The 26,760-nt window shown below is 28.0% G+C and carries 26 protein-coding genes, 1 tRNA gene and 2 pseudogenes; 9 read left to right on the plus strand and 20 right to left on the minus strand.

Annotated features, from left to right (window positions below):
• From ACH2BO_RS15295 to ACH2BO_RS15325, 7 genes are all read right to left on the minus strand, one after another.
• A partial coding sequence (locus ACH2BO_RS15295) for a DNA-3-methyladenine glycosylase I (RefSeq protein WP_395045596.1) occupies positions 1–201 on the minus strand: 201 nt, incomplete at its 3' end.
• A gap of 16 nt (positions 202–217) precedes the next feature.
• The gene (locus ACH2BO_RS15300) at positions 218–550 is read right to left on the minus strand and encodes a DUF86 domain-containing protein (RefSeq protein ID WP_395045597.1); all 333 of its coding nucleotides are present in this window, start codon (positions 548–550) and stop codon (positions 218–220) included.
• Positions 537–827, minus strand: coding sequence for a nucleotidyltransferase family protein (locus ACH2BO_RS15305; RefSeq protein ID WP_395045598.1), 291 nt, complete (start codon positions 825–827; stop codon positions 537–539). The genes ACH2BO_RS15300 and ACH2BO_RS15305 overlap by 14 nt, the downstream gene beginning before the upstream one ends.
• A gap of 27 nt (positions 828–854) precedes the next feature.
• Positions 855–1,499 (minus strand): queuosine precursor transporter, encoded by a 645-nt coding sequence (locus ACH2BO_RS15310; protein WP_395045599.1) that lies wholly within the window; start codon positions 1,497–1,499, stop codon positions 855–857.
• A 247-nt stretch (positions 1,500–1,746) separates the two neighbouring features.
• On the minus strand, positions 1,747–2,142 hold the full coding sequence (locus tag ACH2BO_RS15315; protein WP_395045600.1) for a DUF1573 domain-containing protein: 396 nt from the start codon (positions 2,140–2,142) through the stop codon (positions 1,747–1,749).
• Complete coding sequence (locus ACH2BO_RS15320; protein ID WP_395045601.1) at positions 2,132–2,968, minus strand: TlpA family protein disulfide reductase; 837 nt, start codon at positions 2,966–2,968, stop codon at positions 2,132–2,134. Before ACH2BO_RS15320 ends, ACH2BO_RS15315 begins: the two co-directional genes overlap by 11 nt.
• A gap of 19 nt (positions 2,969–2,987) precedes the next feature.
• Positions 2,988–3,572, minus strand: a complete 585-nt coding sequence (locus ACH2BO_RS15325; RefSeq protein ID WP_395045602.1) for a bacteriocin fulvocin C-related protein — start codon at positions 3,570–3,572, stop codon at positions 2,988–2,990.
• A 218-nt stretch (positions 3,573–3,790) separates the two neighbouring features.
• Between ACH2BO_RS15325 and ACH2BO_RS15330 the strand changes: the two genes are divergently transcribed.
• On the plus strand, positions 3,791–4,165 hold the full coding sequence (locus ACH2BO_RS15330; RefSeq protein WP_395045603.1) for a helix-turn-helix domain-containing protein: 375 nt from the start codon (positions 3,791–3,793) through the stop codon (positions 4,163–4,165).
• A gap of 74 nt (positions 4,166–4,239) precedes the next feature.
• Here the strand turns inward: ACH2BO_RS15330 and ACH2BO_RS15335 are convergent.
• Together ACH2BO_RS15335 and ACH2BO_RS15340 are read right to left on the minus strand one after the other, a co-directional pair.
• Positions 4,240–4,419 (minus strand): annotated as a pseudogene (locus ACH2BO_RS15335) (VUT family protein); the annotation flags it as partial.
• Between the two features lie 108 nt (positions 4,420–4,527).
• Positions 4,528–4,989, minus strand: a complete 462-nt coding sequence (locus ACH2BO_RS15340) for a hypothetical protein (protein ID WP_395045604.1) — start codon at positions 4,987–4,989, stop codon at positions 4,528–4,530.
• Positions 4,990–5,129: 140 nt separating this feature from the next.
• On the opposite strand from ACH2BO_RS15340, the gene ACH2BO_RS15345 reads away from it, so the two are divergent.
• The gene (locus ACH2BO_RS15345) at positions 5,130–6,359 is read left to right on the plus strand and encodes a TCR/Tet family MFS transporter (RefSeq protein WP_395045605.1); all 1,230 of its coding nucleotides are present in this window, start codon (positions 5,130–5,132) and stop codon (positions 6,357–6,359) included.
• A gap of 22 nt (positions 6,360–6,381) precedes the next feature.
• Here the strand turns inward: ACH2BO_RS15345 and ACH2BO_RS15350 are convergent, their stop codons facing one another.
• From ACH2BO_RS15350 to ACH2BO_RS15390, 9 genes are all read right to left on the minus strand, one after another.
• Entirely contained in the window at positions 6,382–6,780 is a 399-nt protein-coding gene (locus ACH2BO_RS15350) for a hypothetical protein (protein ID WP_395045607.1), read from the minus strand.
• 630 nt (positions 6,781–7,410) lie between these two features.
• A complete protein-coding gene (locus ACH2BO_RS15355) occupies positions 7,411–10,248 on the minus strand; it encodes a T9SS type A sorting domain-containing protein (protein ID WP_395045608.1) in 2,838 nt (945 codons plus the stop codon).
• A 3-nt stretch (positions 10,249–10,251) separates the two neighbouring features.
• Positions 10,252–12,534 carry a T9SS type A sorting domain-containing protein gene (locus ACH2BO_RS15360; RefSeq protein WP_395045609.1) on the minus strand — a complete coding sequence of 761 codons (2,283 nt, stop codon included), beginning with the start codon at positions 12,532–12,534 and terminating at the stop codon, positions 10,252–10,254.
• Positions 12,535–12,603: 69 nt separating this feature from the next.
• Positions 12,604–13,041, minus strand: a complete 438-nt coding sequence (locus tag ACH2BO_RS15365) for a retropepsin-like aspartic protease (protein WP_395045610.1) — start codon at positions 13,039–13,041, stop codon at positions 12,604–12,606.
• Between the two features lie 60 nt (positions 13,042–13,101).
• On the minus strand, positions 13,102–15,702 hold the full coding sequence (locus tag ACH2BO_RS15370; protein WP_395045611.1) for a CHAT domain-containing protein: 2,601 nt from the start codon (positions 15,700–15,702) through the stop codon (positions 13,102–13,104).
• A gap of 56 nt (positions 15,703–15,758) precedes the next feature.
• Positions 15,759–17,807 (minus strand): PKD domain-containing protein, encoded by a 2,049-nt coding sequence (locus tag ACH2BO_RS15375; RefSeq protein ID WP_395045612.1) that lies wholly within the window; start codon positions 17,805–17,807, stop codon positions 15,759–15,761.
• Positions 17,808–17,905: 98 nt separating this feature from the next.
• Positions 17,906–18,883 carry a hypothetical protein gene (locus ACH2BO_RS15380; RefSeq protein WP_395045613.1) on the minus strand — a complete coding sequence of 326 codons (978 nt, stop codon included), beginning with the start codon at positions 18,881–18,883 and terminating at the stop codon, positions 17,906–17,908.
• A 119-nt stretch (positions 18,884–19,002) separates the two neighbouring features.
• Complete coding sequence (locus tag ACH2BO_RS15385; RefSeq protein WP_395045614.1) at positions 19,003–19,593, minus strand: hypothetical protein; 591 nt, start codon at positions 19,591–19,593, stop codon at positions 19,003–19,005.
• Positions 19,594–19,711: 118 nt separating this feature from the next.
• Complete coding sequence (locus ACH2BO_RS15390; RefSeq protein WP_395045615.1) at positions 19,712–20,206, minus strand: hypothetical protein; 495 nt, start codon at positions 20,204–20,206, stop codon at positions 19,712–19,714.
• Between the two features lie 367 nt (positions 20,207–20,573).
• On the opposite strand from ACH2BO_RS15390, the gene ACH2BO_RS15395 reads away from it, so the two are divergent.
• The 7 genes from ACH2BO_RS15395 to ACH2BO_RS15425 all read left to right on the plus strand — a co-directional run bounded on the left by ACH2BO_RS15395 (position 20,574) and on the right by ACH2BO_RS15425 (position 25,909).
• Positions 20,574–21,155 (plus strand): RNA polymerase sigma factor, encoded by a 582-nt coding sequence (locus ACH2BO_RS15395; RefSeq protein ID WP_395045616.1) that lies wholly within the window; start codon positions 20,574–20,576, stop codon positions 21,153–21,155.
• Positions 21,156–21,159: 4 nt separating this feature from the next.
• The gene (locus ACH2BO_RS15400; RefSeq protein WP_395045617.1) at positions 21,160–21,885 is read left to right on the plus strand and encodes a tol-pal system YbgF family protein; all 726 of its coding nucleotides are present in this window, start codon (positions 21,160–21,162) and stop codon (positions 21,883–21,885) included.
• Positions 21,886–22,089: 204 nt separating this feature from the next.
• Positions 22,090–22,857, plus strand: a complete 768-nt coding sequence (locus ACH2BO_RS15405; protein ID WP_395045622.1) for a TatD family hydrolase — start codon at positions 22,090–22,092, stop codon at positions 22,855–22,857.
• A gap of 60 nt (positions 22,858–22,917) precedes the next feature.
• Positions 22,918–24,054 (plus strand): 1-acyl-sn-glycerol-3-phosphate acyltransferase, encoded by a 1,137-nt coding sequence (locus ACH2BO_RS15410; protein WP_395045618.1) that lies wholly within the window; start codon positions 22,918–22,920, stop codon positions 24,052–24,054.
• On the plus strand, positions 24,044–25,069 hold the full coding sequence (locus tag ACH2BO_RS15415) for an asparaginase (protein WP_395045619.1): 1,026 nt from the start codon (positions 24,044–24,046) through the stop codon (positions 25,067–25,069). Before ACH2BO_RS15410 ends, ACH2BO_RS15415 begins: the two co-directional genes overlap by 11 nt.
• Positions 25,070–25,110: 41 nt before the next feature.
• Positions 25,111–25,197, plus strand: a tRNA-Ser gene (locus ACH2BO_RS15420).
• Positions 25,198–25,213: 16 nt separating this feature from the next.
• Positions 25,214–25,909: a porin family protein gene (locus tag ACH2BO_RS15425; RefSeq protein ID WP_395045620.1), complete on the plus strand. Its 696-nt coding sequence runs from the start codon at positions 25,214–25,216 to the stop codon at positions 25,907–25,909.
• Here the strand turns inward: ACH2BO_RS15425 and ACH2BO_RS15430 are convergent.
• Positions 25,904–26,509 (minus strand): hypothetical protein, encoded by a 606-nt coding sequence (locus tag ACH2BO_RS15430; RefSeq protein WP_395045621.1) that lies wholly within the window; start codon positions 26,507–26,509, stop codon positions 25,904–25,906. The genes ACH2BO_RS15425 and ACH2BO_RS15430 overlap by 6 nt on opposite strands.
• Positions 26,510–26,589: 80 nt before the next feature.
• A pseudogene (locus ACH2BO_RS15435) lies at positions 26,590–26,760 on the minus strand (RNA polymerase sigma-54 factor); the annotation flags it as partial.

Consider the following 26,760-nt stretch of genomic DNA (forward strand, 5'->3'; position numbering starts at 1 on the left):
ATCAAAACCATGAAATGCTTTTCTAAAATTCTCTCTTTTAGATAAAATAGTATACCAACTCAAGCCAGCTTGAAAAGTTTCTAAAATTAAGAATTCAAACAGTAAATCGTCATCATAAACTGGTTTTCCCCATTCGTTATCATGATAATCTCTGTATAAATCATCTTTTTCGCACCATGCACAACGTATTTTTGTTTTCATTTTTAATCGAAATCTTTTACGATTTGAGTAATATCATTTTTTTGAAATTCGGAATAGTTTCTAATATAGTTTCCCATACAAAACTTAAGTCTACAGAAAAATATTCGTGAACAATAAAATTACGCATCGATTTTGCACCTCGCCAATTTATATGAGAATATTTTTGTTTAATTTCTTCATCAATATTAGCAACAGCTTCTCCAATTACAATAAAGTTTTTGAGATTTCCTTCTTGAATAATCCAACTGTTTAGAAATTCAACTTTTGAAGTAGTTGAAGTTATTTCTCCCAATTTTTCAGCACATTCTATGATGTGTAAAAGAAATAGTTTGGTATTATAAAACTTCATAAATGTATTTAACTTCTTTTAGAATTTTATCTTTTAAGAATTTATTTAAACCATTTTCTGAAACCAAATCTACTTTTTTATTAAGTTTTTCCTCCAATTCAAAATGTATATCAGATAAAGTAAATAATCCAATTGGATTTTTTAGAGAAAATAAAATATCAATATCGCTAGATGATGTTTCTTGATTTCTAGCCACAGAACCAAATAAACCTATACGTTTTGGCTGGTAAGGTTTTAAAACTTTGATAATGATATCTTGTTGACTTTTTGAAATCATATAGTAAAATTAGTGTTTTTTTTAATATTATTCTCTTTTTAAATATTTTTCAATTAAATAATGTCCAAGATAAATTATTGGCGTCATCAATATTGCAATAATTAATTTTACAAAATATCCAGTAAATCCAGATTTTATGTATTGCTCTGTAGTCATAATTCCTGTTGCCCAAAAAGCAATTCCTAACACAATAAAACTGTCAAATAATTGTGAAATTACTGTCGAACCAGTACTTCGTAACCAAATCATTTTGTTTCCAGTTTTGTTTTTAAGAAAATGAAATAAGGTTACATCTATAAATTGTGAAACTAAAAAAGCAACAATACTTCCAACAATTATCCACATGCTTTGACCAAAAACAGCACCAAATTGACTATTAGAAACCGTACTAATACTAGAAGTTGGAATTTTCATTGCAAAATACAATAAGACAAAACAATAGCAAATTAAACTTGCAGTAATTAACGATAATTTTTTAACTCCTTTTTCGCCAAAATATTCATTTATTAAATCGGTTGTAACAAAAACTATTGGCCAAGGCAAAATACCAATACTCATAACTGCTGAGCCAACATCAATTAGTTTTCCTCCAATGAGTTCGGCAACAATTGCATTGGTTATAAATATTCCAGCTAGAACAACATAAACGGTATCTTTTCTTGATTTAAACATAAATAAAAATCGCTTATAACCAAAGGTATTATTTTTTTTAATAATCAAATGCATATTAAATAGAATAAAAGTTAAATAATTTTCATAAAAAAACCTCAATTCAATTTTGAATCGAGGTCTTGAAATTTAACTAATTTTTTTTTTTGATTCTAATAATTGTTCTAAAAAATAAACCTTCTATAAAATATATTTAAATAATAAATTTATTTTGCATGCTATTAATTTTAATTAGAAGTTGACAGAAATTTTATTTTGTAACTTCTCCTTCTAAATATAGAACTAAAAAACTAGGTTCTGTATTTGCTTTAATAATTATAGTTTGATTAACCATACCTATATCCTCTTCTTTAGGCGAATATTCTACTTTAATTTTTTTAGAAGAATAGGGTAAAATTATAGAATCATCTATTTTAGGAACAGCGCAACCACAACTTGATTTAATATCATAAATTTTAATATTCTCATTTGATGTATTTTTGATATTAAAAGTCTTGGTCAACTTATTGCCATATCTTATTTTTCCAAAGTTAATTTTCTTTTCAAACTCTGCAATAGGTTTAATTATTTTTTCATTTTTGCAGGAAATTTGGTTCAAAATAATTAAAAAAAATAAAACATATAATTTATTAAATTTAAAGCTCATTATTTACAAGTTTATAGAAATTATTGAAAGATTCATTGTTTTTGATATTTAAAGTTCCAAAGTACTTTATTTCTCCTTTTTTATTAACAATTAGATATTGAGGTATTGAATTGAATTTAAGATTTTTAAAAATATCTCTATTTGTATAATAATTATTAAAATTAAATTTTTTTATTATTTTTTCTGATTTATCAATTTCATCTTTTGAATCAGATATATTTACAGTTATTACTTCTACATTTTTATTTAAACTATAATAATTTTTTACTTTTTGGAATTCCGGAAAATTTTGAATACAAATAGCGCAGTTTAATGCCCAAAGATCAATTAGGTATACTTTATCTTTATCCATTTCTACACTCTTTCCAAATTTGTCACTAAGTTTTACATTATGAAAATTAAAGTTTTTACTGCCATTTTTTAGATTTGACATTTTGTAATAATAGTAATTATTAATATTATCAAAATTGTATACAAGCGAAAAATATATTAAAGAGTATAAAATTATTAATTTTGCATTATATCTTTTTGATAATAAAAAACCAAAAAATGTAGATATAAGATACATAAAGTGACCTATAAATCCGGGTTTAGGAATAAAGTTTATAAATCCTAAAATAATTGAAGGCGTTAGTAAAAACAAAGGAAGAATTATTAAAAATAAACCCGTTTTTTTAAACGGATTTATTTTTAATAATAAAAATGTAAGTATAAAATTGACAATACCTGTAACTATATAATGAAAGTATATTCCATGCATTCTACCAATTAAATTGGTATAATAAAGTACTAATAATAAAGAAATAAAATATATTTTAACTTTCATTTTTTTTAATAAAATAATTTTAGAGGCATTTACCATCGCAAGGATCTTGCCACCACAATCCACAACCTGTCGTTTTTGAAGTACAAGGATTTGCAGGTGTTTTACATGTGTAAGGCGAAACTACACCACAAGACCAAACAGTAGTTCCTTTGTAACATGCACAAGCTGTATTTGGATTATCATCAACAAATTCTACTCTTGAAGTGTTTATTGTATAAAAGTTTAAGTAGATGAAATCATCACTAAAATTAGCTTTAGCTTTTTTAAAAAACTCTTTTAAATAAACAACTTTAAATATCTCTTTATTATCATCTGTATATGAATCATCAAAATAATTTTTATTTAATTTACTTTTTACTTCTTTAATTAAACTAACCTGTTCAATATTAAGATTTTTATCTTTGATAATATTATCGATTTTTTCAGACCATAATCGATATTTTTCATCAGGCGTTAATAGATTGTACATAACTCTTTGAACAGCAATGTTTTTCTCATTTTTTATTTCCTGTATCCTTGAGGTTTTAGATTCATTTAATGATTCATTCTCAGTTGAACAACTCGTAATAAATAATAAAAATAAGCCAAAAATTAGATTTTTCATAATAAATAATTTTAAAGATTAATAAATGTTTTTTTATTACATCAACTTTTTTACTTCTTGTGCACTAGAAATCTATAATATTAATGTAAGAATAATTCAAAACTAGTTTGATATTCTTACATAATCTATTCTTTAACAGAATAAAACATTCTCTATTAAAATAAAACATTCTAAATATGAATTTTTGCACTACATTTGAATTACTAATTTAACATTTTATGAATTTAGGAGAAAATATACGAAAGATAAGAATTGAAAAAGATAAAAAGCAACAAGAAATTTATGATGCAATTGGTGTTAATCAAAGTACCTATTCAAAAATTGAAAATAACAAGTATAAGATGGATATCGAAACCCTAAGAAATATTGCTAATGTATTAGAAGTTGATGTTTCCAAACTCATAGGAGAAGATAAAATAGAAATAAAACATACAAATAACGACAATAGTAGTGGTGGTTCGGGTATTGTAGTTACAAATAATTACAGTGAAGAATTGATAAATAGTTTAAAAGAGCAAATTACATTATATTGTAAAATAAATTTAAAACTCGAAGAAGAAAATAAATTTCTAAAAGAGCGTTTAAAAAATTAAATAATGATATTTACTCAATATAGTTTTTAAGTAATTTTTGATGACAATAGTCGTTTAGAATTTATTATATATTAATAATATTCATTTATTAAATCGGTAGTTACAAAAACTATTGGCCAAGGCAAAATACCAATACTCATAACTGCTGAGCCAACATCAATCAGTTTTCCTCCAATGAGTTCGGCAACAATTGCATTGGTTATAAATATTCCAGCAAGAACTACATAAACGGTATCTTTTCTTGATTTAAACATAAATTACTTAGACATATATTTCAAAGTTACTATTTTTTTAAATTACTAAATAAAAAAACCCGATTTGAATTTTCAAATCGGGTTAAGTAAATATTAATTTTTTTAAAATTAATATTGAATATTAAATGAACCTTCTGTAATTGCAACACTATTTCCAGTATTAAAGTCGGTTAAAGTACCTGAAAAATTACCTGCAAGTTTTTTGCCAGTAGAATTAGTAGTTACATTAGTGTTTAAAGTAGAACTAAAACTTGTATATAATGTTGAACCATTAGAATAAGAAAAACCATTTATAGCGCCTGAGCCAAGATCTTCTTGATCAACATAAAAAGTAATAATTTCTGTAGTGCTAGATCCAATTGCTGCTGTTACAGTTAATTCTGTGTATTCATCAACAGTTCCAGCTTCATAAACCTGTTCGTCAACAACAACAGTATTAAAAGTTTTTGCAGTACCATTGATTTTTAATGTAACAGTACCACCAATACTTGGAGTAGCATCGTCTTTAGAACATGAACTGATTGATAATGTTAATACAGAAACTGTAATAAATAAAAATAATTTTTTCATAATTTTGTTTTAAGTTTAAAATTTTTACACAAATATATAATCTAATTCTTAATAAACCAATTATTTAATATTTATATAATAAAATCTCGTTTAGATAATCTAGACGAGATTTTTTGTTTATTTGTGTATTATAATTTAAAATGAAGAAAAATAAAAAACAAGCGGCAATTGGTTTCATTTTTATAACCATGTTGATTGATATAACTGGTTGGGGAATAATAATTCCGGTTATACCAAAATTAATCAAAGAATTAATAAATGGTGATATTAGCGAAGCTGCCAAAATTGGTGGTTGGCTAACATTTGCTTATGCAATTACTCAGTTTATTTGTGCCCCATTGATTGGAAATCTTAGTGATAAATATGGACGAAGACCAATAATATTAATTTCGCTTTTTGCATTTTCTATGGATTATTTGTTGCTGGCATTTGCTCCAACAATTATGTGGTTATTTATAGGAAGAATAATTGCTGGAATAACTGGCGCAAGTATTACAACAGCATCAGCTTACATTGCAGATGTAAGCACTCCAGAAAACAGAGCCAAAAACTTTGGAATGATTGGTGCCGCATTTGGACTCGGGTTTATTATTGGACCAGTAATTGGCGGATTGTTAGGTCAATATGGTTCACGAGTTCCATTCTACGCAGCAGCAGTATTATGTTTAATAAATTTTATTTATGGTTATTTTATTTTGCCCGAATCATTATCATTAAAAAACAGAAGAGAATTTGATATAAAAAGAGCCAATCCTATTGGTGCTTTTTTAAATTTAAAGAAATATCCACAGCTTATTGGGTTAGTTGTTTCTATATTTTTATTATATACTGCTTCTCATGCAGTACATGGAAATTGGAGTTATTTTACAATGTATAAATTTAATTGGGATGAAAAAATGGTTGGAATTTCTCTTGGAGTTATCGGTCTTTTAGTAGGTATTGTTCAAGGCGGATTAATTCGTTGGATAAATCCAATTCTAGGAAATAAAAAAAGTATTTATCTTGGAACGGCTTTATATTCTATAGGAATGTTTTTGTTTGCATTGGCCACACAAAGCTGGATGATGTTTGTGTTTTTAATTCCGTATTGCCTTGGCGGAATTGCTGGACCAGCGATGCAATCTGTAATTTCTAGTCAAGTTCCTGCTAACGAGCAAGGCGAAATTCAGGGAACATTATCGAGTTTAATGAGTGCTTCGGCTATTATTGGACCGCCAATGATGACTACAGTTTTTTATTATTTTACACATAAAGAAGCACCATTTCAGTTTGCTGGTGCACCATTTGTTTTAGGTGGAATTTTAATGTTTGTTAGTGCAATTGTGGCTTATTTTTCTTTAAATAAAAAATCTCATCTAATAAATAAATGAGATTTTTTAAACTAAAATTTAGTTAATTTGATCCAAAAGTTAAAAAAATTGTGACTTCCAACATATTTACACTTTCTTTTTTATTTATTGTTTGTGTTGCATAATATGTTTTTCCATTAATTAAATAATCAGAAGAATTTAATGGTATTAATCGATACAATTGTTTATTGTTTTTACCATTGTTAACTACAGTTACGGTTAAATATTCTTTTTCATACCATTTAATATTTGAACCCGATACTACAATATTTGAAATTAAATCTCCTACTTTAAAATGTTGTTTTTTATCGCCAACTGGAGCACCTGGAGTTTCTGATTCAAATGAAGTTGATTGTGGAACATAATCATTTATACTATTTGTTGTACAGCCCAATAAAAAGCTAAAAAACAACAACATTAATAATTTATTACCTGTTTTCATGATTTAAATTTTTTAAAATTAACGATTTTCTAAATAAATTTTCACTTCATGTTTACTGATACTTTAAACCCATTTAGAACTTGAGTTGAATAATACATTCTTTCATTTTTAACAAAGTGTTAAAAATAACAGGATTCAATTTTATCGTTTGAATCTATTTCTGTTTTTGAGCCAATTTTTTTGGATTGGTTGTTCTTGAAAGTATTATTTTATATTTTCTCCTCTCTACAATTTTATTCACTTTTCAAAATAAGATATTGAAATTTTCACCTTCTGGTTCATTTGAATTTATTGTAGTAACTGTTACTTAGTTCACAGTGTTGTCTTCTTTGGAGCAACTTGATAATTGTAAAATCATTATCAAACCAATGCTGAGTTAAGTTTAATTTTTTTCATGATTTATTTGTTAAAAGTTTATTACAAAATTAACTTGTAAATTATTTTTCTAAGAAATAATAAATGAAATTAACATAATCTTGTGCTATTGTTAATAAGAAAAGTCGCTAATAATAATTATCAACGACTTTAAAGATTTCTTTTTTGCTTTAATAATAACTAATTACATCAATAATTCAAAAATAAATAAATTAATAAATTGATGTAAGTACTTGTTTACATTTTTTTTTGCATTTACTCTTTCACAATCTTAACAGTTTTTTCTTGACCGTCACAGGTAACTTTCACAAAATAAACTCCGTTAGAAAATTCAGATAAATCTAGTTCTGTTTGCAAATCGTTTACTTTTTTAGCAATCATCTTTTGTCCTAAAATAGAAGAAATTTCTATTTCATTAATTGTTTTATCATTAGAAATAGTAAAACTATTTTTTACAGGATTTGGATAATAATTAAAATTATTGAAGTTAAAATTTGGATTGTTTAATGCCGCTACAAATTCAGTATAACACGTATCGGTTACAATTGCAGGATTAAAATCAAAGAAAATATCGGCATAATTTGGAATAATATCACCAACAGCATAATCAGGTTTTGGTTTTATTTGAAAACTAATATAACCATGACCGATTTGAGTATTTGGTTGAGATGGAGGTAAATTTATTCCATTGAATCTCCAGTTTAAAACATTTCCAACTCTTTCTAAAAAATAAGTATTACTTGCATCAACCATTCTAATACTTGTTTCATCAAGTTTTGCATCTAAAACATCGTTAACTCTAATGTTTATTGCGTTAGCAGTTCCTGTATTTTCAAATCGAATAGTGTAATTTAAATAATCTGATGCAGAAAAGGTTGAATGTAAAATTTGTCCACCATGCGATTCTGTTTTGTCGTTTGGATCGTATGAACCAACAATAGTTTGTGTTAAACTTCTAGAATTATTACTTATATTTAGTTCAGAAGATGCTATTGTTCCACTAGCATTATTAGTAATTTGTTGACCCAATGTAACAATTGGAATGGTTGGTACTAACATGGTTACATCAATAAATCGTTGTTCATTTGGCAATAAGTTAGTAAAGTTAAATGTAAAACCATTACTTGAAGATGTTATTCCTGTTTGCGAAACATTAGTAATGTTCACAACATTATTTTTGTTAAAAGTAATAGTTCCTGAAATAATAGTTTGTGTACCTTGATTTTTATAAGATAACCTATTCGTATGAGAAAAACCAGGATTAGGCAATTCAGATGTTGAGTACAATAAAATTGCTAAGTCTTGAAGAATTGTTACAGGTGTTAAAGCAAAATTATAAGTGGTTATACCAGAATTTATAGATACACTTACATTGGTATAGCTAGGTATTGCAATACTGTAGTTTGAACAATAAAAATTCAAGCTATAGATATTTGTTGGATTAGATTCATATATAGTATGGTTTCCACCTGAAGTGTAAATGTTATGGGTTACTCCTCCATTTATTTGATATTCAAAATATCCGAAGGCAACATTTTGTTCTAAACCATCTTGAAGTCCATTAGAATTTACATCAATAAATGCATTAAGTTTTATTCCGTCACTTACATTTAAAAAAACTATTTTTTCATTATTTACCGAGATATTTTCACTATTAATTGTTCCGGTAGCGGTTGCTGATGTTGTAACCGAACCATTATTGACATCTTCTTGAGTAATAATATGTAGTCCTGTAAAATTGGTATTATTAAGATTTTGTGGTGGCAAAGAAATGCTATTTCCAGAAAGAGTTGCATTAGTAACTATCATGCTAATATTATCAATTGAATAGTTTAAATCGGCGTTGTTAATTAAATATGAGTATTGAATTATATCTCCAACAGAAACATAACTATCGGCATTATAATCTTGATAGTTGCCATTAATTTGCAACGCAAGTGGAGGCAATTTTACAATTGTATAAGAATAATAACTATTTGGATTTGAAGGATTTGGAGGACAACTACCACAAGGTGTTGGATCTGTTGAATCATCTGTTACATTCTGACCACTAGTTGAAGTTGCGTTAATAGTTGCAAAATTATAAACATAACCATTTAAAATATCTTGGTTAGTTAGTTGATAATTTGAAATTATTGGTGCGCTATACTGACCAACATTTATCGAACTAACATTATTAATTAACGAAATATTACTGTAACTAATTGAAGAAGAATATAAAGTAACATTTCCACCATTTATAGCAATACTTGTATAACGTATTGTGTCGTTAATATCAACAGAGCCGTTATTATTACTGTCAATATATTCTCCATCCATTTGCAAATAAACACTTGGTTGTTGTGCTATAAGAACATTAGTACATGTAGGACAATTTAAGAAAGTAATAACATAAGGAGTTGGGTCAGTAGTAGATGCATAAATAGTATTACCATCAACATCAGTTGCTGCAAAATTTGAATAATTACTTACAAATCCTTGGTCAATGTCTGCTTGCGAAAATGTATAAGTATTTGTAAAAGAAGTACTATTTGATTCTCCTTGAATTAAAGTTATTGGTCCGCCAGATAATGTTTCAATATTTCCTTGAATATTTGATGTTCCTTGAATATTTGATAGAGTAGCCGTACTTGCTGAACTTGTATTGGTAATTGTATAATTATATACAACTGTATCTCCAGGATTTGCACCAGGTGGTGAAGAACTATCAATATATATATCTTCACAAGTAACAATAAATGATGCATTTGTAACAATTACTGTTACAATTGCTATTTCACAATTGGTTGGATTTGATATTTGACAAATTTGATAAGTTAAATTATAAGTTCCAGCTGATATTCCTGATGATATTGATAATGTTCCATTATTATTTAAAATGATGTTTGGATGTGAGCTAACAATCATTGTTAAATTAATCTGAGAAGTATTAATTGATGCGCCATTAAGTGTATCATTTGTTAATACATTAATATTAGTTGTTGTAGTTGTGGAAGATGAAACTGTAATTGGTCCATCATCATTCGCCACAATTTGCCCAAATGAACTAAAACTAATTAAAAATAAAAAGGTTAAAGTGTATATTTTTTTCATAATCTATTCCTTAATTACTTTTAAAGTTTTTTCTTGACCGTCACAGGTAACTTTCACAAAATAAACTCCGTTAGAAAATTCAGATAAATCTAGTTCTGTTTGCAAATCGTTTACTTTTTTATCCATCATTTTTTGTCCTAAAATAGAAAAAATTTCTATTTCATTAATTGTTTTATCATTAGAAATTGTAAAACTATTTTTTACAGGATTTGGATAATAATTAAAATTATTGAAGTTAAAAGCATCTGTATTTAAATTGTTGACTACTGTTGTGCTAGCAGTATTTGTTGCAATTGGAGCATTATAATCAAAATAAATATTAGCAGTATTCGGAATCACATTTCCAACAGCAATTGTAGCAATTGGTTTCACTTTATACGAAATATAACCATGACTCAAAGGTTCATTAGTTGTTCCAGGTAAATTAATTCCTTCAAATAAAAATTCATTATGCCCATTTTTATTTTTTACTCTACAGTTATGACTTGTGTTTATTAATTGAAAAGTACTCCAATCTAATTTTGCATCCATATCATTAACAACTTTTATGTTTATTGCATCTGAGGTTCCAACATTTTGAAATCTTATGGTGTAATGTAAATAATCTTGTTGTGCTTGATTTAAGGTAATATTTGCACCTTCGTGAACTACAATATCATTTGGATCTTGTGAATTTACAGCCGTTTGATTAATGGTGTTTGTATTATTTAATGGTGTTGCATCAGTTGCAACAGGAGTTATCGTTCCTGTAAAAGTTGCAATATCACCTAAGTTTACAGTTGGTGGTGTAAATACTGAAAATTTCGTATTGCTAATTAAGCCGCTTTGAAAAGGTGCCAAATTCGAAATTGTATATGTTACAGTGTTTGCTGTTGTTGAATTTGGTGAAGGTGAACTACTTAAAAAAGACATTTTAGCATTGTCAAATTGCATTGTTATTTGAGCACTTAATGTTGTGCTACCATTGTTTTTATACCAAATAGTATAAATAACTGGTAATCCTGGAATAACATTTCTAGTAGGAATTAAAATGATTTCTAAATCATTTACATTAGTATTTGTTGTTACACAAAAATTTGCAGCTGTTGTAGTTCCTGGCGTACTAAAATTAAAAACTTGATTGACTGGCGAAACCGTAAAATAGGTTGGTAAATTGACAGAAACAGTATTAATTCCAAAATCGCCTATTAAATAATATTGACCCGAACCACCATATCCAGTATAACTATTATAAGTTGAAGTTCCATTTACATTTTTAACACTAATGCTATTTAATAGAGCATCACTTGCATCGCAACCATTGTTGTTTGCATCAAATCTTACTGTGCCTAAAATTCTGTTTTTGAAAACTACAACATAAGCATAATTTGCATAACAAGAACTTGGATTTGAATTATCACATATTTGATAGGGAATGTAATAAGTACCTTCTAAAACATTTCCTATAGAAATTGTACCATTGGCATTTAATGTAAATCCAGGAGGTAAATTTAATCCAGTTACAGTAACTTGAGATGCATTTACAGGATTTCCATTTAATGTGTCATTAATAAAAACACTTGCAGTTGTTGTATTGGGATAATTAGAAGCACTAAAATTATCATAATTGGCAATAATATTTGAACTACCTGTAACGACAACCAAAGCCGATGCAGCATCGCAATTAATAGGATTTAAAACTTCACATATTGAATAATTGACAACATAAGCACCTGGACTTGTACCTGCCGCAATAACAATATTTCCGTTGTAATTTAATGTTATTCCTGATGTAGAACTTATAATATTTAAAGTCACTTGAGATGGAATCGCAAGTATACCACAAACGGAATCATTAATTAATACATTTCCAGCAGTTCCTCCAGTAGTGTTGCTAATTGGATTTAAATTAAAATCATCATTAACTGCATCGATTGGTGCTCCGTAAACAAATATTGTAAAATATCCAAAATCGCAATTTGTAGGATTTGCAATATCACATATTTTGTAGGTAAAAGTATAAGATCCTGCTTGTGATCCGTTAAATATAATTACATCTCCAGTGTTTTCGTCAAAATTTATCAACCATGGATAAGGATTGTCTACAAGTGTAACAATTACATTTCCACCAGCATCAGCTTGAACTCCGTTTAACGTATCTGGTTGACCATTATTGTTAACCAATACATTAACTTGAAAACCACCATTACAGTTACTTGTTGCGAAAGTATCGTCATAAGCAACAATCTGTGCATGGGATGAAAGACTTAAAAGTAGGAATAAAACGAAAGTGTATAATTTTTTCATATATAAATGTTTATAATTCAAATATATAAAAAACATTTGTAAGAATTATTGTTAAACGAGAATTTTTTTTTATTTCAAATACAAGCAATGATTATAATAATCAATAATTGCTTTTCCATCAAGTAAAATATCGGCACCAATAATTCCATCAACTGGTTTTGCCTTGTGTTGTGTTAGCGCAAGATTTACATGAGATAAATCGAAAATAACTAAACTAAAATTCGTGTTTTTCCATCTGCCAAGTTGCAGTATATTTTCTTTGGCTTCTTGTGTAAACATTCCTGTTGCTCCAGCACCAGCTGCTTTGGTTTTAGATTTGGTAGCTTTTAGAGTGAATTTATCTATACTTTCAAAGCCAACACAACTATTGCTTGCGCCAGTATCAAGAATAAAGTTTCCTTTTATGCCATTTATACTTGCTTTAATTAGTAAGTGTTGGGTTTTAGAAACTTTAAAATTTATTTTTTTGTAGTTATTCTTTTTTAGAATTTCTTGAATGGCTTTCATAGTTGTTACTCAAAGGTTCACAAAAGTTTTTACAAAGATACAGTAAGTGTTTTCATTTTTTTAAGATACTTTGTGTCTTGATTTAGCAACTCTTTGCAATATTTTATAAGTTAAAAAAGCTAAAATAATTCCACTAACAATCCAAATCCACATGAAATAATTATTTGATTCTTGGTTTTCTAATGTTCCATAATATACAAAAGCACTCCAATAATATGGAGATTTCTTGGCATTTGGTATTGATGAATCTTTTAGAAAATCTAATTTTGCTTGATGATTGGCATTAAAATAAGTATCTTTTTGTTTTAAATGAATATAAAATTTTTTCATTAAAACAGAGGTTGTATAATCGTTTACCTTCCATAACGATAACAATAAATTTTGTGCGCCAGCAATCTGAAATCCTCTTGCAACACTCATCGCACCTTCGGCTTTATAGAGTTTTCCAATTCCGGTTTCGCATGCACTTAATACAACAAGATTTGGGCTAATGTCTAAATTGTATAATTCAGAATAAAAAATTTCTTTATCGTAAAATTTTATACTTGATGGTTCATAAATATCGCCAGAATTGGCATGTGTTGAAAGATGTAAAATAGAATAATTGACAGCGTTGGTTTTGAAATTTTCAAATGTCGCTTCGTTTCTTGACAGGTATTTTCCTTTAAAATTCTTTTCAATGGCTTCCATTTCTTTTTTGGAAAATGCCAATTCTAAATTTGAGTTTTCAAATACTGGAAATACTCCTAAAACAGTTTCTTTTTCAAATTTAGATGTTTCATCGAGCTTATTGAATGACAAATAAAAACATGCCGAATTGTTATAACCAATATTAAATTTTTTTAACAAATAACTCATTTTGGCAAAGTTAGTTGTAGTTGATTCTTTAGTGATTAATGCTTCAAAAGGCAAAAAATTTAATATACCATCAGGAATTATAATTAGGTTTTTATTTGTTTCAACTTTTGGAAGTTTAAGCATTTGATACATTAAAAAACCATCATGATTATAATTTGAAACATTATTAATTATCTTCTCACTACTTGTAAAATAATCTAAAAAGTGAAGAATTTTTGAAGTTGAAACGCTATCAATATTGAAAGATTCTAATTTAATTTTATTGCTTTCTATTGTAAAAATATACATTTGATGCTCACCATAAAAATAAGTAACCAAAACGGCTTTGTCTTTTTCTAGTTTAGAATATAAATCTTTTATTTTCAAATCATTGTTAACTTTATTTTCTTGTTTGACCTCTTTAGATTTTAATAAAAGCATCAACTCATTTTGTTTTTTTATGGCTTGATTTATTAATGTAATATCGGCATAATTTCCTTTTTGTTGTTCTTTTATAATAGTGTTATTCCAATCTTGAAGTTGTTGACGAATTAGTTTTTCTTCTCTAGAAAAAGTTTTTGAATTTGATTTATAATCTTTTAGCACTGATGATTTCGTTGCGTCAGATAGCAAAAAAGCATTTTCAATATGAGCAGTTTTTTTATCTTTTTGAAACAGTGAAAAATAAATTGAAATACATTTTTCAGTTCGATTTCGGTTTGCTATTTGATTAACAATTTTAGAATTTTCATATACCAAAAGTGATTGAAATAATTCTTCAATATAAAAACAAAGTTGATAAGCTTCTAATGCTTTTTTTGGTTGATTTTCTTCTATAAAAAGCGATGCTTGTAAGTCTAAAGCATCTAGCAAAGTTGTTTCCGCATAAAGTATATTCTTTTTTGGAAGAACCGATTTTGAATAGCTTGGAATTAATATTTTATATACATTTTCTAATGAAATTTGTGTTTCAATTAATTTATTGTTTTGATGATTTAAAAATGCTTCATCATAATATAGTTTTGCAATTGATCTTGGTGTATTATTCTTGTTTTTAAGAAAAGTTTCTTTTGCTTTTTCAAATAATTTAAAATCATTTTTTATCAAAGCAATATTTCTATAAGCATTTGATAATGATTCTGTTTTATTTGAATTTTTTAAATATTTTATGGAGAGTTCATAACAAGTTATCGCTTTGTTATTGTTATTTACAGCAAAATAATTATTTGCTAAATTATTGTATAAATCTCCTTTTTGATTGTCTGTTAACCGTTCAGATTTAATAGTTTTTTCTATTAAATTTATAGCTTCTATATGTTTTCCAGAAGAGTAATAAACACTAGATAAATTTAAAACTGCAGAAAATTTATGTGCAAATGCTTCAGGATTATTTTTCTCAATATTTGCAATATAAAAGTATTCTTTTATTATGTTTTCTGCATTTTCATAATCGCCAATTTTAGTATATAAATTACCCAAAGGTTTTAAGCAAGTTTCAATAATATCATAAGATTGAAGAGTAGTTTTGGATGTCTTATTTTGAAAAACTAACCACGCTTTTTCATAGTTTTTTATTGCATTTTGAGTTTGACCAAAAGTGTTTAAATAATATGCTTTGTTGTTATACAAATAGATAATTGCCAAAAATTCTTGTTTAGTTTTTGGATGAAAACTTTTTTCAGAAATCTCTAATATTTTTAAATTTTCAGAATTTGGATTGGAAGTAAAAAGGTCAACTGCATTGTAAATTCTATCTTCTAATGAAACTGTATTGCTTTGTGAAAAAGCAAGTTGAGTGAATAGGATGAAGAGTATAATTTTCAATAGTATTTATTTAAATGCGATTTATTCTTTCTTTTGTGACTTTTGAGTTTAAAAAATTAAAACTTCCAAATACCATAAAATTGCAAATAACTAAAGTCTTTTTCAAAGTTTTTGTAATATCTAATTCCAACACTTGGTCCAATTCTGGCTGCGCCAAATGTTATATCAGCAAAAACACTTGTTTGCATTTTTTCAAAAGCATTTATACTTGTTTTTGTTGAGTTGTTTTCTTTTAATTCTGGAATTTCATTTCCTGGAGCTGGTGGTAATGTGGCGTCAAAAATGGCTTCGTAATAAGTTTTTGTTCTTGTGTTTTCTTCAGTTTGATTTAATAAAACAGAAAATTGTGGTCCAGCACCAACACCAATAAAATTGTTTATGTTGTATCTTATTGAAACAGGAACAATATCTAAATTACTTTTTGTGACTTTACTAGAACTTGTGGTTTCTGTAAAACCAGCATCAAGTGCAGTACCATTATTTAAAAGAATTGGTGGCGTAAATTGTTGAAAAACTAATGGAGTTTTTTCAGATGCACCATTTACATTAAATTGACTGTAATACAATTCAGATTGCCAATAATATTTAAAAGATTTATAAGGAGAAATTGTAGCTCCAATAAAATAACTTTTTGGTCTTTCTGTTTGTGGATTATCAGGATTTGATTGTCCAACTTCTCTTTTGGAATATAAATTATAACCTGTTCTTACTCCAACAGAAATTCCTGGTTTAAATCTTGTAGTAGCATAATTAGTAATTACAGGATCATTTTTATCAAAGATAATTGCTGTTTTACTTCTAGTTTTTTCTTTATGAAAATCTTTGGCAAATTTCATAGAATATTTTACAAATCCTTTGGTTGAATCTTTTTCGGTTACATTTTTTTGTTGACTTCCAGGAATGTAAATATTTTTGAATGTAAAATGAATTTGCTTTTCTTTTATGATTGTGTCCAAACAACTAATTTTCACTTCTTCTCCTTTTGGACAAATTGGACATTTTGGATAAGAATCAACAATTTTTAATGTTTTTTTGTCAAACATATCTGGAATATCTGTTTCTAGTCTAATCATTGTTGCTGGACCTTCACCGTCGTTTTGAAATCTGGTTTTAAAATTTATTGTTTTAAATCTCACCGTTCTATAGTTCATGAATGTTGCATTACTTGACATTTTATTAGGATCATGAGAAGTTACAATTTCCATTTCAAGGGTTTTCTTCTTGTGGTTTTTATAATTTCTATCGGGCACAAAAATCCCTCTCATTCTAACGGTTGCACTAGTGTCTTTAATCATTTCTGGAGTTGTATTAAACGTCATAAAAACATTGCGCGTTTCCTTAGCGTTCATGTTATCAAACTCTAAAATTTTTGAATCTGAAAATAATGACTTACTTTCTAAAAGTGTTAAATCTAAATTCTCATCATCAGTATTAAAATTGTTTTTTAATGATGGATAAGAAGTATTTGATGCCAAACTTTCATTAGAATTATTATAATCTTCAACCATTGCTACACCATTTTCTAAAACTTCTTTCTCGCCAAAGTGAGTTCTAGTTTCTAGCAATTCAAAATTTTTATTTTTAAATTCCTTGTCGTTATAAAACAAATATAATTTACCATTAGCTAAATAATCCAATGGATTTTGATAACTAAAAACCACTACAATTTCTTCATCAGGAACTGGCTCACGATTTTTAAATAATAGAATGGATGTAGTATCAGCCAAAGATGCTATTTCAGTAAAATTGGTATCAGTAATTTCATTTACAGCTACAATTTTAGGTCTAGTTTTTGGTGGTTTTCCGTTGTCATAATTATTGGTAACAGATAAATTGACTTTATATTCGGCTTTCTTTTTATATACTTTTTTTGGTTCTATTTCTTTGCTAAAACTACCATCGCCCATTTCCCAAAAATAACTGTAATTGGCTTTTGGCGCTCCAGCAACTTGAATTAATGGAGGAGTTTGAGCTTTAAAAGAAACTAGATTTCCTTTTTTATCATAACCAATTGTAGCGCTTCTGGTTATGGTATCTTTTACTTTGGTTTGCGAAAAAGAGAAAAGAGAAAATGGTATTAAGAATAAAAAAAATAAATTTTTCATTTATGGTTTGTTTTGGTTGGTTCAATAAAAATATAAAAAAGCGATGAATAAATCACCGCTTTCTCAAAAAAACTAACAATTTAACCTAACTATTGTCTTTATGGTAGTGCATTTATTGCTGCTACTAATTGTGCTTCTGAGCCAAGAGTTGTTTCTGCAAGTGTAAAAGTGTAAACATCTCCAGCAGCAATTGTTGCAGCTTTTATAGCATATCTCCATTGTCCTGCTTCTTCTGTAGCAAATATTACATGACATTCTAATCCTATTGGAATTTGTCCATAATGTTCAGAGAATTGATTTGTGCCAGCATTAAAAGTATCTAGTTTTGCAAGTGTATTGGCTTCTCCATCATAGTGAAGATAAACTGCACTGTTTTCAAAATTATATCCGCTTGGTGCTTCAGAAAGTATCATTGTTCTTGGTCTTGGATCACTATAAAAACGATCTACATTTGTCCATCCAAAGTTGCCAAAAAAAGCATAGTATGGTGCGTTTGCTCCAGTTCCTTCTACAAAAACTCCGTTTTGCCCAGCTGGGTTTTCAACTTGTTCATCCCAATCAATGTTTCCTTGGTCATCAATTAATCCATCCCAAAGTGTCATTTCAGTATCTGCACCACCAGTTAATGTTGATGGAATTATTAATTGCATGTTACAAGTAATATCAAGTTGAACTCCACCTTGCGTAGCATTTATATAAAATTCTCCTCCAGATATAATTAATGTCATGTCACCATTTGGCATTTTTCCCATTGTTGTTTTGTCTGTTACTAACATTGTACCACCATCAAAAACTTCTGCATATTCTACATTTACTTGTCCTGTAACTGGATTTCCGTTTTTGGTTAAACAACTTCCGTTAATTGTAAATTGTACTCCTTTATCAGTTGTAAATGTTGTTGAACCATCTTCGGCATTGAAGGTAAAGGTTTGAGTAATATTTGCCAAAGCATCATCTCTAAGTGAAGTGAAAGCTGCCGCAGTTGGAGCATTGTTTTGATTGTTGTCATCTTTTGAACAACTTGTTAAAGCTATTGTAGCTAAAAATAATAATCCGATTTTTTTTAAATTTTTCATAATTTCTAAGTTTTAAATTTGTTTTTTAATCTGAATTCGTTTCAGATATTATTGTTTTATAATGTTATATCAACTGGGTTTAAAATTTGTTACCCTAATAATTTGTTTTTTTTAATTTACTAGTAATATCCAAAATCTATAAAAGGAATTCCGTAGTTTACTAAAGGTCCACCATTTTGATAAAAATTAGCTCCAGTTATTGTCATGATACCAAATGTTTGAGGAAAACTCACTAATGCTCCAGGTTGATTGACAACTCGACCAATTATATTTCCGAAATTATTTCCAGCATTTACTAATAACATTGTTCTTCTAATTTTGTAGGGTTGATTAGCAACAATAGCTGTTGGAGTAATAGAAACATAGCTTGTGTTTACAGATGAAAAAACATGGTTTCCAGAATACACTACTGTGTTAGAAGGATCAACAATCTCCATAAGATAAGGTGTTGCAGCAATAGCTGTTTGACTTTGATAACCAATGCTACAAATGGTTTGATTAGCAGAAAGTGTAAAGGTATATTCGTGGATTTCAGTATCAAATGTATTGCTGTTTTGATGTCCAGGCAAGGCAACTACTGTACTGTATAATTGACTAAAAGTTGTGTTTATTGTAGTACATGGTGGTGGTGGCGGTGGTGGCGGAGCACAATTAGTGATTGTAAAAGATACTAATAATAAAAGAGCTAATGTGTGAATTGAAGTTTTCATAATTTCTAAGTTTTTAAATTTTTTTAATCCGAATTCGTTTCAGATTCTGTTTATATTAATTTTTGTTTTATACTATTATATCAACTGGGTAACATTTTTGTTACCCAGTTTTTGTAATTTATTTTTCAAAATCTGCACTTTGAATGATTTTATAGGTCAACACATCTCCTGTGCTTACTAATTCTATCATTAGTTTTGCTTGAGTTTCAGAGTTTGAAAATCCTCTTGCTTTTCCTGTTGAGGTTTCAACTTCCCAAAAGAATAATCTTAATTTATTGTCGGCAACTTCTTCTTTTACTTGAAAGAAACTTTCAATCTTGCGGTCAAGTACGACTTCACCAACTGTTACTAAGTGTATCATTTTTTGTGCTTCTTCTAGTGAATTTGCAGTTCCAGAATAATTTCCTTGAGTAGTTTTTACATTCCAATCATAAACTTCTGTAATTTGATCTCTTGTTAAAGTAGAAGTTGTTTCGATAATGTTTGAAGTTGGTGTTACTTCTTTAGCATTAATGTTTGAAAATGATAATGCTACAATTGCTAATGTTAAAATTGATTTTTTACTCAAGAAGTTAACATTGTTTTTTTGGTTTTCGTGAATCTTTGATTTCATGATTTCTAAGTTTTAATGTTTTTTATCTGAACTCGTTTCAGATTCTAATTTTGTTTTCTATTGTTATATCAATTAGTGTTTTAAATTGTTACCCTTAATATTTGAATTAAATTTCAAATTTATTATTCTGAGCAACTAAGGAATCTAAAACACTATTTCAATTAACTTTATATTACTATATCACAGAACATTAAAATTTGTTACCCATTAAATCTGAATTAATTTTAGATTCTCTTTTACTGTCTTGCAAATGTTTATAATATTGTAATAAGAACATTCAGTTGAATCACCAATTCTATCTAAGTTAAATCACCATTTTTTGTAGTATTGGTTAATTATTTTTACATTAGCAGTAAATAAGATACTTATGGCAGAAAAAAATCTTCATCCAGATCAAATGTATATTGATGGTTTAGTTCAAAATAACTCAAGCGTTATACAATCTATATATAAGAAGTTTGCTCCAAAAGTTAAAAACTACATTAGAACCAATAGTGGCGATGATGATCAAGCTCAAGATGTAATTCAAGAAGTACTTATAACAATTTATAATCAAGCAAAAACTAACGGATTACAATTGAGTTGTCCGTTTGTCGCTTACTTTTTTCTTCTATGTAAAAGACGTTGGTTGAATGAATTAAAAAAATCATCTAATAAAGAGGTAACATTACAAGATGAAAATGTATCTATAGATGAATCTGTTCAAGAAATGACATTTCAAACCGAAGTTTTTGATGAAAAACAATCTTTATTTGATGAAATGTTTCAAAAACTTGGTGAAAAATGTCAAGAAGTACTCAAACTTAGTTTTGTTACAAAAACTATGGAAGAAGTAGCTGAAAAACTTAATGTAACCTATGGTTATGTTCGCAAGAAAAAGTCGATTTGTACAGGTCAATTAACAGAAATGATACAACAATCACCTAGATTTAGATCTATTAATTACTAAGGTTATGAAAGAAGAATTATACATAAGTTTTGAAAGCTATCTAACTAACGAAATGCTTCCTGAAGAAAAAATTGCTTTTGAAGAAACACTTCAAAATGATTCAGACATCAAAGAAAAGTTTGAGATATATAAAAATTTGAATAGTTTTTTAGAAAACAAATTTGATACTAAAACAATAGATTTTAAAGAAAACTTAAAAGCTATTTCTAAAGAAAATTTTAAAGAAATTAAACAAGATAAACCTAAAGTAATTGCTTTTAAACCATGGTATTATGCAGTTGCAGCTTCGGTAGCAATATTTATCGGGACTTGGTTTATGATGCAAGGAAATCCAGAATATGGTGATTATAATTTGCATGAAAGTGCAACTTTTACCGAAAGAGGAAGCATAATTAAAAATTTAAAACTTGCTCAAGAGGCATTTAATACCAAAAATTATAAATCAGCAATAACCAATTTCGAAATTGTTTTGAAAGATTATGACAAACCAGAAATAAGATATTTTTATGCAATTTCATTATTAGAAGAAAACAGATATGTTGATGCAGAAACAAACTTAAAAACATTACAATCTGGAAAATCGATTTATAAAGATAAAGCAACTTGGTACTTGGCATTATCAAAATTAAAACAAAACCAATTTGACGAATGTAAAAACTACATCAATCAAATTCCAGAAGATGCAGAAGATTATAATAAAGCTCAAAAATTATTAAACAAGCTAGATTAGATTTTTTATCTTAAACTTGTCATTTCGACGAAGGAGAAACCACATAATCTGAATAACTTAATGTGATTTCTCCTTTGTCGAAATGACAAAAAAAGTATTCTTTTGTGGCTTTTGTGTTTATTTTCTTTCACTACTTTTGCAACTCACAACTCACAACTCACAACTCACAACTCACAACTCACAACTCACAACTCACAACTCATAATGATACTTACAGATACACACACCCATTTATATTCAGAAGAATTTCATGATGATAGAACAGAAATGATTCAACGTGCTATTGATGCTGGTGTTTCACGATTTTTTATTCCATCAATAGATTCTACTTACACACAAAAAATGTATGCTATAGAAACTCAGTTTCCAGATAATATTTATTTAATGATGGGTTTGCATCCGTGTTATGTAAAAGAAAATTATCTTGAAGAATTAGCTCATGTTGAATCTGAATTATCAAAAAGGAAATTTTATGCAATTGGAGAAATAGGTATAGATTTATATTGGGATAAAACTACTTTAGAAATTCAACAACAAGCATTTAAGCATCAAATTCAATTAGCCAAAAAATATAAACTGGCAATTAACATTCATTGTCGTGATGCATTTGACGAAGTTTTTGAAGTTTTAGAAAGTGAAAAAGCAACCGATTTATTTGGAATTTTTCATTGCTTTTCTGGTGATTTTGAACAAGCTAAAAGAGCAATTTCATTAGGAATGAAACTTGGAATAGGAGGAGTTGCAACATTTAAACATGGAAAAATAGACCAATTTCTATCACAAATAGATTTGAAAGATATAGTTCTCGAAACCGATTCGCCATACTTAGCTCCAGTTCCTTATCGAGGAAAGCGAAACGAAAGCAGCTATACTGTTTTGGTAGCCCAAAAATTAGCCGAAATTTATCAACTTCCAATAGAAGAAATTGCCAGAATTACTACCGAAAACTCTAAAGTTGTTTTTGGGATTTAACTTTTAAGTACTAAAAAGTCATATTTTTTTTGTTATTTTGTTTCTATAAAAAAAATAAAAATGCAGAAATTCGACGCAATTCGTCCTTTTTATGATGCCGAAGTAAATGAAGCCATTTGTAGCTCAGTAAATCATCCAATGATGAAAGCAATAATGAACTTTACTTTTCCCGATGTTGATGATGAAGTGTGGAAACAACAACTAAGAAGAACACATTCTATTCGTGATTTTCAATGCAATTTTATTTATCAATCTGTTCAAAAAGTATTAGAAAAATCATCAGAAGGATTGACTACTTCGGGTTTTGAAAATTTAGAAAAAAATACATCTTATCTTTTTATATCCAATCATAGAGATATAATTCTTGATACTTCTTTATTAAATGTTTGTCTTTTTGATCATGGTTTGGTTATGACAGCTTCTGCAATTGGTGATAATCTTGTAAAACGAGATTTCATGAATACATTAGCCAAACTCAATAGAAATTTTTTGGTTCAAAGAGGATTGTCGCCAAGAGATTTATTGCAAAGTTCTAAATTAATGTCAGAGTATATCGGACAATTATTGCTTCGCGAAAACCGTTCAGTTTGGATAGCACAAAGAGAAGGAAGAACCAAAGATGGAAATGATGCAACACATTCTGGCGTGTTAAAAATGCTAGGAATGGGTTCTGACGAAAAAGAGGTTATAGATTATTTTAAAAAATTAAAAATTGTACCAGTTTCAATATCTTATGAATATGATCCAACAGATGCTTTAAAAATGCCACAACTTTTGGCCGAAGCAAAAGCTGAAACCTATATTAAAGAAAAAAACGAAGATTTTATTACACTTTTAAGCGGAATTATTGGTCAGAAGAAACGTATTCATATTCATGTTGGTGATGTTGTAAACACAGAATTGGATAAAGTTAAAATTGAAAATGATAATACCAACAAACAAGTTCAAGCATTGGCGCAAGTAATAGATGACTCTATTTTGCAATCCTACAAGTTATGGCCAACAAATTATATCGCATATGATTTATTGTATAAAACCAATAAATATAAAAATCATTACACAGAAGATGAAAAATCATTATTTGAACGGAGATTAGAATTGAAAATTGATTGTTCAAATGAAATAATGATGGAAGGTTTCTTGAACATGTATGCAAATCCTGTTGTGAATAAATCTAAATACGAGAATGTACTCTAAACCCAATATACTACTTATTTATACCGGTGGTACAATTGGTATGATGAAAGACTTTGAAACAGGAGCTTTAAAAGCATTCAACTTTAAAAAATTACTTCAAAAAATTCCAGAATTAAAACAATTAGATTGCGAAATACAAACTATTTCTTTTGAAAAACCAATAGATTCTTCTAATATGAATCCAGAAAGATGGATTCAAATAGCAACAATTATCGAAGAAAATTACAATAATTTTGATGGTTTTGTAGTACTACATGGTTCAGATACAATGTCATATTCGGCTTCTGCTTTGAGTTTTATGTTAGAGAATTTGGCAAAGCCAGTTGTTTTTACTGGATCACAATTACCAATTGGAGATTTAAGAACTGATGCCAAAGAAAATCTAATTACTGCTATACAAATTGCTTCATTAATTCAAAAAGGCAAATCGGTAATTCAAGAAGTTTGTCTTTATTTTGAATATAAATTATACAGAGCTAACCGAACTACAAAAATAAATGCCGAACATTTTAATGCTTTTACATCACCCAATTATCCGCCATTAGTTGAATCTGGAGTTCATTTGAATTTAAATTCTGCTATGTTTTTGCCAAAGCAAACGAAGAAATTTGTGGTTCATAAAGAAATGGATGATAATGTTGTTATCGTAAAAATGTTCCCAGGAATAAATGAATCGGTTTTATCTGCAATAATTTCAATTGCAAACTTAAAAGGAATTATTCTAGAAACTTATGGTTCAGGAAATGCGCCAACCGAAGAATGGTTGATTCAAACCTTAAAGAAAGCCATAAAAAACGGATTGCAAATAATAAATGTAACCCAATGTTCTGGCGGAAGCGTTACCATGGGACAATATGAAACCAGTATGCAACTAAAAAAAATAGGAGTGATTTCAGGCAAAGACATCACTACAGAAGCAGCAATTACTAAATTAATGTACTTGTTAGGACAAAAAGTAGCGCCAAATGTTTTTAAAACCATTTTTGAAACTTCTTTGCGAGGCGAAATGCAATAAACTTTGATTATTGCTAAATTTTATGGTTCTTTGCATTAACTAGAGAGATGTCCGAGTGGTTGAAGGAGCAAGCCTGGAAAGTTTGTATATGGGTAACTGTATCGTGGGTTCGAATCCCATTCTCTCTGCAAAAAATAAAATAATATGCGTTTTTATCAATCAATAATTTTCTTTTTGTTTGGATTGAGCGTTTTCGCCCAAAAAGATAGTATTGATTTTAATGCACTAGATTCATTGTATAGAGAAGATCAATTTTATATTGGTTTAACATTTAATAAATTACAAAACGCGCCCAAAGAATTAATTCAAAATAAATTTTCTCCAGGTTTTTTTGCAGGTTTTATTCGTGATATGCCAATTAATAAAACCCGAACATGGGCAATAGGTATTGGTCTTGGATATTCTTTTAATAATTATAACACCAATTTGTTTATTACAGAATCTACTAGCTCTTCAAGTTCTAATAATTATGATTTTGATACAACAGTTAGTTATGATAAAAACAAACTTTCGTTGCATTATATTGAATTACCTTTAGAAATAAGATGGCGTAATTCTACTCCAGAAAGTCATATTTTTTGGAGAATTTATACTGGATTTAAACTAAGTTATTTGGTTTATGACAAGTATAAATTTAGTAGTCAAGAAACAGCTTATAAAATTATTGGAAATAAAGATTTGAATAAATTACTATATGGATTTTATATAGCTGCAGGACGAAATACATGGAATGCGTATGCTTATTATGGAATAAATCCGATATTTAAATCAGCAAAAACAAACGGAAACCCAATAGAATTAAACACGTTTAATCTCGGATTGATGTTTTATATTTTATAGCCAAAAAAGCCATAAAACTATTTGAGGCAATACACCAACAGCAATTCCAATAATCAATTCTTCATTAGTGTGCGCTTTCATTTGCAATCTAGATGATGCTACCAAACCAATTACAAAAAAAAGTAATGCAATTAAGAATACATTATTCATTTGATTGTGCATGCTTAATCCGGTTACAAAAAAAGTCAATGCACTCAAAGCTATCATGTGAATACTTGCTTTAACATTAATAAACAATAAAATAAAAGCAAAAAAAGTGCTAATTAATCCGCCAAGAAAAAAATAAAATAGTTCGGGAAATCTATCTATTGTTACGCTTTTTGTAATTAAAATTATGGTTAATGCAATCTGCATAAGCAAAGGCATTTTTCTTTGATGCAAATCTGAAAGCATTATCGTATCTACTTTTCCATAAGTGCGAAGCAAGTAGAAAAATGATAATGGTAAAAAGAAAGTGATAATTATAATTTGAAACAACAATAAATAATTTTGAGCGAGTGTAAAATAATTACCAACAAAATTTATATAAAAAAGTGTTCCCAAAATTGGAATAAAAATAGGATGGAAGAGATAAGAAAAAAATGGAAGGATTTTTTTCAAGGTTAGATTTTTTGTTTTATATAATTATTTATTCAATTTAGATAGCTGAATCTGAAACAATCAGAAGTTTCGTGACATTATTAAATCTTCTTTCTCATTCGAGCCACAGGAATATCAAGCTGTTCTCTATATTTTGCAATAGTTCTTCTTGCAATTGGGTATCCTTTTTCTTTTAGAATCTCGGCTAATTGATCGTCTGGAAGTGGTTTTTGTTTGTCTTCATCTTCAATAGTATTCTGTAGAATTTTTTT

It is taken from the genome of Flavobacterium sp., assembly GCF_043773265.1.
Classification (GTDB): Bacteria; Bacteroidota; Bacteroidia; order Flavobacteriales; family Flavobacteriaceae; genus Flavobacterium.

What these genes read in the sequence shown, in the direction of transcription:
- ACH2BO_RS15390 (WP_395045615.1), bottom strand. Translation starts at nt 20,206, where the DNA reads ATGAAATCAAAGATTCACGAAAACCAAAAAAACAATGTTAACTTCTTG.
- ACH2BO_RS15405 (WP_395045622.1), top strand. Translation starts at nt 22,090, where the DNA reads ATGATACTTACAGATACACACACCCATTTATATTCAGAAGAATTTCAT.
- ACH2BO_RS15395 (WP_395045616.1), top strand. Translation starts at nt 20,574, where the DNA reads ATGGCAGAAAAAAATCTTCATCCAGATCAAATGTATATTGATGGTTTA.
- ACH2BO_RS15340 (WP_395045604.1), bottom strand. Translation starts at nt 4,989, where the DNA reads ATGAAAAAATTATTTTTATTTATTACAGTTTCTGTATTAACATTATCA.
- ACH2BO_RS15385 (WP_395045614.1), bottom strand. Translation starts at nt 19,593, where the DNA reads ATGAAAACTTCAATTCACACATTAGCTCTTTTATTATTAGTATCTTTT.
- ACH2BO_RS15360 (WP_395045609.1), bottom strand. Translation starts at nt 12,534, where the DNA reads ATGAAAAAATTATACACTTTCGTTTTATTCCTACTTTTAAGTCTTTCA.
- ACH2BO_RS15305 (WP_395045598.1), bottom strand. Translation starts at nt 827, where the DNA reads ATGATTTCAAAAAGTCAACAAGATATCATTATCAAAGTTTTAAAACCT.
- ACH2BO_RS15300 (WP_395045597.1), bottom strand. Translation starts at nt 550, where the DNA reads ATGAAGTTTTATAATACCAAACTATTTCTTTTACACATCATAGAATGT.
- ACH2BO_RS15310 (WP_395045599.1), bottom strand. Translation starts at nt 1,499, where the DNA reads ATGTTTAAATCAAGAAAAGATACCGTTTATGTTGTTCTAGCTGGAATA.
- ACH2BO_RS15350 (WP_395045607.1), bottom strand. Translation starts at nt 6,780, where the DNA reads ATGAAAACAGGTAATAAATTATTAATGTTGTTGTTTTTTAGCTTTTTA.
- ACH2BO_RS15320 (WP_395045601.1), bottom strand. Translation starts at nt 2,968, where the DNA reads ATGAAAGTTAAAATATATTTTATTTCTTTATTATTAGTACTTTATTAT.
- ACH2BO_RS15345 (WP_395045605.1), top strand. Translation starts at nt 5,130, where the DNA reads ATGAAGAAAAATAAAAAACAAGCGGCAATTGGTTTCATTTTTATAACC.
- ACH2BO_RS15400 (WP_395045617.1), top strand. Translation starts at nt 21,160, where the DNA reads ATGAAAGAAGAATTATACATAAGTTTTGAAAGCTATCTAACTAACGAA.
- ACH2BO_RS15380 (WP_395045613.1), bottom strand. Translation starts at nt 18,883, where the DNA reads ATGAAAAATTTAAAAAAAATCGGATTATTATTTTTAGCTACAATAGCT.
- ACH2BO_RS15415 (WP_395045619.1), top strand. Translation starts at nt 24,044, where the DNA reads ATGTACTCTAAACCCAATATACTACTTATTTATACCGGTGGTACAATT.
- ACH2BO_RS15315 (WP_395045600.1), bottom strand. Translation starts at nt 2,142, where the DNA reads ATGAGCTTTAAATTTAATAAATTATATGTTTTATTTTTTTTAATTATT.
- ACH2BO_RS15410 (WP_395045618.1), top strand. Translation starts at nt 22,918, where the DNA reads ATGCAGAAATTCGACGCAATTCGTCCTTTTTATGATGCCGAAGTAAAT.
- ACH2BO_RS15425 (WP_395045620.1), top strand. Translation starts at nt 25,214, where the DNA reads ATGCGTTTTTATCAATCAATAATTTTCTTTTTGTTTGGATTGAGCGTT.
- ACH2BO_RS15330 (WP_395045603.1), top strand. Translation starts at nt 3,791, where the DNA reads ATGAATTTAGGAGAAAATATACGAAAGATAAGAATTGAAAAAGATAAA.
- ACH2BO_RS15355 (WP_395045608.1), bottom strand. Translation starts at nt 10,248, where the DNA reads ATGAAAAAAATATACACTTTAACCTTTTTATTTTTAATTAGTTTTAGT.
- ACH2BO_RS15365 (WP_395045610.1), bottom strand. Translation starts at nt 13,041, where the DNA reads ATGAAAGCCATTCAAGAAATTCTAAAAAAGAATAACTACAAAAAAATA.
- ACH2BO_RS15375 (WP_395045612.1), bottom strand. Translation starts at nt 17,807, where the DNA reads ATGAAAAATTTATTTTTTTTATTCTTAATACCATTTTCTCTTTTCTCT.
- ACH2BO_RS15325 (WP_395045602.1), bottom strand. Translation starts at nt 3,572, where the DNA reads ATGAAAAATCTAATTTTTGGCTTATTTTTATTATTTATTACGAGTTGT.